Origin of the sequence: Pseudoalteromonas sp. G4 (assembly GCF_028875915.1) — a bacterium.
GTDB lineage: Bacteria > Pseudomonadota > Gammaproteobacteria > Enterobacterales > Alteromonadaceae > Pseudoalteromonas.
This window is the reverse complement of sequence record NZ_JAPEHW010000126.1, coordinates 1-5273: the sequence shown is the minus strand read 5'-3', so window position 1 is coordinate 5273 and position 5273 is coordinate 1. Positions and strand designations below refer to the sequence as shown.

Genomic DNA, 5273 nt, shown 5'->3' with positions numbered 1-5273 from the left:
AACGCAGTTAGCATGATATTTAGTCCGCTAGGATGATCGGCTACTTAAGTGAATTGGTATTCATACTTATGGGAGGGAACATGCTAAGACCATTATTAATTTCTGCTGCAATGCTTTACGCGGCAAATGCGCACGCGCAGCAATCACAACACTTTTTAGTTACTTTTCCAAATACGGACATTGAAAATAAAGCAAAAATAAGTTTGCACCATAACTTAATTGGCAATCGTCCAAATGGCGTCTTGTTTACGCTTAGCAAAGAAGAGCAATCTTTACTAAAGCGTTTTGGTGCCACATTGCAACCAGCAGATAATCTGGCAAAGCAATTTTTAACTAAGCAACAAAATATTTTTGATAAGCTGACTAGCAACAGCACAGGAATACCCGGTTTTAGCTGCTACGCAACGGTAGAAGAAACTTTTCAGCAAGTAGACGACTTAGTTGTCGCTCACCCTGAATACACCGAACTTGTGGATATTGGTGATTCATGGCAAAAGCAAAATAAAGGCGAAGGCTACGATTTAAAAGTTTTAAAAATCGGTAAAAAAGATTTAGTTAATCCGCCAATTTTATTTATTCAAAGCGCTATGCATGCGCGCGAATTAGCAACAGCTGCGCTGACATTAGATTTTGCCAAACAGTTATTAGCAGAGCGTGAAACCAATGCTGATATCAACTGGATTTTAGAAACACAGCAAATTCATATTCTCTTTCAAACAAACCCTGATGGCCGTAAAATCGCGGAAACAGGTGTTTCTCAGCGTAAAAATGTCAATGAAAATCACTGCGTAGAGTCAAGTGTTGGCGTTGATTTAAACCGTAACTTTAGTTTTGGTTGGGGGACAGTCGATGGCGGCTCAAGCGGGGATGCCTGTGCTGCAACATATCGTGGTGATAGTCCAGGTTCAGAGCCTGAAGTGGCCGCAGTTGAGAATTATGTTCGTAGTATTTTCCATGATCAACGCGGGCCAAATATTAGCGATGCAGCGCCTGAAAATACTCAAGGCTTGTATTTAGATATTCACAGCTACAGTCAGCTTATTTTATGGCCTTGGGGTGGCAGCTATGATGCAGCGCCAAATGCTAAAGGTTTAGAATCATTAGGGCGCAAGTTAGCTTATTTCAATAACTATACTCCTATGCAATCGGTGGGGTTATATCCGACAGATGGCACCTCAGATAATTTGGCTTATGGTGAACTTGGTATTGCGCATATCACATTTGAGTTGGGCACTGCTTTTTTTCAATCGTGTAGTCACTACAATGCGTTAATTAAGCCAAGTAACTTAAAGGCGTTGCTTTATGCCGCTAAGGTTACAAAAGCCCCTTATCAACTTTCTCAGGGACCTGATGTTACAGATATCAATCTAGCGCTGAATGGCGATGGTCAAATTGTGTTGAAAGCTAATGCTACAGATACACGTTTTAAAGACAGTAGCTCTTGGCCGATGCACACAATAACTAAAGTAAGATATGCAATTAACAATTTAGTCTCTGAAAGCAATGCGCAAATTGCGACGTTTAGTGATGGCAATGCAAATAGCACTACCGAGCAGTTTGAGATTACGGTCAGTGATAATGAGTTAATTAATAAAAAAGAGCACTACCGAGCAGTTTGAGATTACGGTCAGTGATAATGAGTTAATTAATAAAAAAGCGACCGTGTATATACAAGCACAAGACAGTGAAGGTTATTGGGGGACTATAACCGCCCACAGCATAGACACTAACCCACCAAGCGTCGCTGGCAATATTAATTGTAGCGGTGCTAAATGCCAATTTAATGTGGAAAATGCTGAGAGTGGTTTTGACTACAAATGGCAACTTTCCACAGGTGATATGCTTGAAGGGGAGAGCGCGACATATGTGTTGCCTGCACTTGGTAGTTATTCTGCAAGCCTTGTTGTGACTAATTCTATTGGTGTTTCAAATAGCTTAGCAATGGACTTTGATGTGACTGAATTATTTGCGCCAGAAGCGGTTGTTTCACATCTGTGTAACTATTTAGCGTGTGAGTTTGATGCATCGGGTAGCACGGATGTTGATAGTGATACTTTAACATACGCTTGGAAAGTTGAAGATTCATCAGCAAATGGCGAATTATTTACACATACATTTTCACAGGCGGGCAGCTATAAAGTTGAGCTAGTTGTCACTGATGAACATGAGCAAGAAGCGCGTTATGAGTTAGATTTAAAGGTTGAAGCAGAACCAGATCCAGTTCCATTGCCGGAAGTAATCGATGATGTTAAAAAGGACTCTTCTGGAAGTAACTCATTGTTTGGTTTGCTTGTTATCACTTTAGGTGCATTTATAAGAAGAGCACGAGTAAAACATTAAAAAAGGGAGCGGTTGCTCCCTTTTTTCATTTTAAAAACTGATTAGTCTTCAGAAGGCGCTTCAGCTTGTTCGCTTTGCTCTTCTTTATTTTTGATTTTAGCGAAAGGCGTACCCATGCGCGTTACTGTGCCTGCAACTTCACTATCAAGAAAATCAGCTACTTCTGAACCCCATGCAAGAATAACGGTAGAACCTAATTTAAAGCGGCCCATTTCGTCACCTTTATTTAAAATTAACTGGTTATGACCGTTATCTGGGTAATCCCATGTAAATACGTCTTTACCTGCTGGTGGTGTTACGGTGCCAGCCCAAATTGTTTCGATGCTAGCAACGATTGTTGCACCCACTAATACCATAGCAAGAGGGCCAATTTCAGTATCAAAAATTGCAACTACACGTTCATTTCGTGCGAACAAGTTTGGTACATTTTCAGCAGTAAGTGGGTTAACTGAGAATAAATCACCCGGTACATACACCATTTTGCGAAGCTTACCGCCAATTGGCATATGAATACGGTGATAGTCTTTTGGCGCTAGGTAAATAGTTGCAAATTTACCGCCTTGAAACGGTGCAGCTACATTTTCATCGCCACCCAATAATTCTTGTAAGCTAAAGTCATGACCTTTAGCTTGAATTAAGCGGTCATCAACAATATCACCTAACTGAGAAATTTTACCATCTACAGGGTGAGCGATAATGTGTTTATCTTCAGCAATTGGGCGTAAACCTTCTTTTAATGGACGAGTGAAAAACTCGTTGAAGGTTTTGTAGTGAGCAGGATCTTCATATTTGGCTTCGCTCATATCAATGCCATATTGCTTAATAAAACCTTTGATTAAGCTGGTTGTAAGCTTGCCAGCTTGTGCTGCTGCTAACTTGCCAACTAAGCGAGATATAAGGTGTTTTGGCATGGCGTACTGCGCGCCAATTTTGAATTTATCTAAACTCACGTGGATGTATCCCTAAAAAATTTTTCGTATTTTACATCAAGTTGTTGAATGACTCTATACTCTTGGGTTGCGCGCACCCGCACGGCCATCTTCCATTGATTCTAAAATGCGGTGGTAACTATCGAAACGTAATTCGCTGATTTTACCTTCATCTACCGCATCGCGAATAATACAGCCTGGATCGTCAAGGTGTTTACAGTCTCTAAATTTACAGCCTCCAATAAACTCTCGGAATTCTTTAAAGCACCAAGTTACGCGGTCATTTTCTAAATGCCACAAACCAAATTCACGAATTCCCGGGGAGTCAATAAGATCACCACCCGATGGTAAATGGTGAAGTGTAGAAACGGTCGTGGTGTGCTGACCTAAACCAGAAACTTCAGATACTTCTTGGGTTAGAATATTGGCGTCTGGTAGCAGACTATTTACTAAGGTTGATTTACCAACACCGGATTGGCCGACAAAAATGCTGCTTTTATCTTTTAATAGTGCTTTCAGTTCAGCTACGCCTTGACCGGTTTTATTACTGATGAAGTAAACCTTGTAGCCAATTTCGCGATAAATATCGAGCACTTCATCAAGGTATTCGATGCCTTCATCATCAAGCAAATCAACTTTATTAAGAACTAAAATAGGTTCGATACCCATATCTTCGCAGGCGACTAAATAGCGGTCGATAATGTTGGGTGTAAATTCGGGTAAAACGGCAGAAACCATAAGTATTTGGTCAATATTGGCGGCAACCACTTTAACACCGTCGTAAAAATCAGGGCGCGTAAGTTGGCTGGTGCGCTCTTCAACAAGTTCAATTACGCCTGCTAAATCGCCTTCACTTACTTTTGCGCGGCGAAAAACAACATTATCGCCGCACACAAGGCTTTTTATGGTTCGACGAATATTACAGCGAAGAATATCGCCATCAGCGGTTTCTACATCGGCATGCTGACCAAAACGGCTTATAACGCGCGCGGCTTGTTGCGGGCCAAGATTATCGGATTGCCATGTTTGTTCATCAGCCTGCGGATTGCCTTTTGCTTGCTTTAACCGTTTTTGATGATTGGCACTAATTCTACGAGATTGACCTTTACTGAGTTTTTTCCGTTTTGCCACTTTTAGCCTATAACTTAAATAACACTTAAAAAAAGCGTTTTATCTATTGAAGAAGCATAATATGATATATCCAAATTCATTAAATCGAAAGGAAAGCGCCGCTAGGTAGTTATGGCTTTTCATGAATCTAATTTAATTTGGCTTGATTTGGAAATGACTGGATTAGAGCCGAGCCAAGATCGCATTCTAGAAATTGCGACAGTTGTGACCGACTCTGAGCTAAATATTCTGGCTGAAGGGCCCGTAATTGCAGTTCATCAATCAGACGAAGTGCTGGCCGGTATGGATGAATGGTGTACTAATCAACATGGCAGCTCCGGGTTAACTGAGCGTGTTCGTGAAAGTAAGTACAGCGAAGAAATGGCAATTCGTGAAACCATTTCTTTTTTAGAAAAGTGGGTACCCAAAGGTGCATCACCTATGTGTGGTAACTCAATTGGTCAAGATAGACGCTTTTTGAATGTATATATGCGTGAACTGGAAGATTACTTCCACTATCGCAATATTGACGTTAGCTCAATTAAAGAGCTGGTTAGACGTTGGTCACCAGATATGCTTAACCTTGTTAAAAAGCAAGGCACACACTTAGCGCTTGATGATATTCGTGAATCAATCGCTGAATTACGTGTATATCGTCAAAATATCTTCAAAATTTAAAAAATATTAGCTTTGCTGCTTGCAAAGCTAAATTCTTTATGTAAAATCACGCCCCGCTTAGACGATAAAAGACTTTAAGCATTTGGTATGCGAGTACAGTTCAGCTGCTCGAGGTGATTAACGCGACTAAGGTTGTGATAACGCTAAGTTAAAAAACGGTTGATTGGAATGCGAGTATAGCTCAGCTGGTAGAGCGCGACCTTGCCAAGGTCGAGG

5 protein-coding genes are annotated in these 5273 nt (G+C 40.9%); 3 read left to right on the top strand and 2 right to left on the bottom strand.

Annotated elements, in window-relative coordinates; genetic code table 11:
• The first annotated feature begins 80 nt into the window (after nucleotides 1-80).
• Nucleotides 81-1619, top strand: coding sequence for a M14 family zinc carboxypeptidase (locus ON073_RS19925; RefSeq protein WP_274763621.1), 1539 nt, complete (start codon nucleotides 81-83; stop codon nucleotides 1617-1619).
• 43 nt (nucleotides 1620-1662) lie between these two features.
• Entirely contained in the window at nucleotides 1663-2340 is a 678-nt protein-coding gene (locus ON073_RS19920) for a PKD domain-containing protein (RefSeq protein WP_274763620.1), read from the top strand.
• A 41-nt stretch (nucleotides 2341-2381) separates the two neighbouring features.
• Here ON073_RS19920 and asd read toward each other — a convergent pair whose 3' ends face one another.
• Together asd and rsgA are read right to left on the bottom strand one after the other, a co-directional pair.
• Nucleotides 2382-3290 carry an archaetidylserine decarboxylase gene (asd, locus tag ON073_RS19915; RefSeq protein ID WP_274763619.1) on the bottom strand — a complete coding sequence of 303 codons (909 nt, stop codon included), beginning with the start codon at nucleotides 3288-3290 and terminating at the stop codon, nucleotides 2382-2384.
• Between the two features lie 54 nt (nucleotides 3291-3344).
• Nucleotides 3345-4400, bottom strand: a complete 1056-nt coding sequence (rsgA, locus tag ON073_RS19910) for a small ribosomal subunit biogenesis GTPase RsgA (protein ID WP_274763618.1) — start codon at nucleotides 4398-4400, stop codon at nucleotides 3345-3347.
• A gap of 111 nt (nucleotides 4401-4511) precedes the next feature.
• On the opposite strand from rsgA, the gene orn reads away from it, so the two are divergent.
• Entirely contained in the window at nucleotides 4512-5057 is a 546-nt protein-coding gene (orn, locus tag ON073_RS19905) for an oligoribonuclease (protein WP_274763617.1), read from the top strand.
• The last annotated feature ends 216 nt before the right edge of the window (nucleotides 5058-5273 follow it).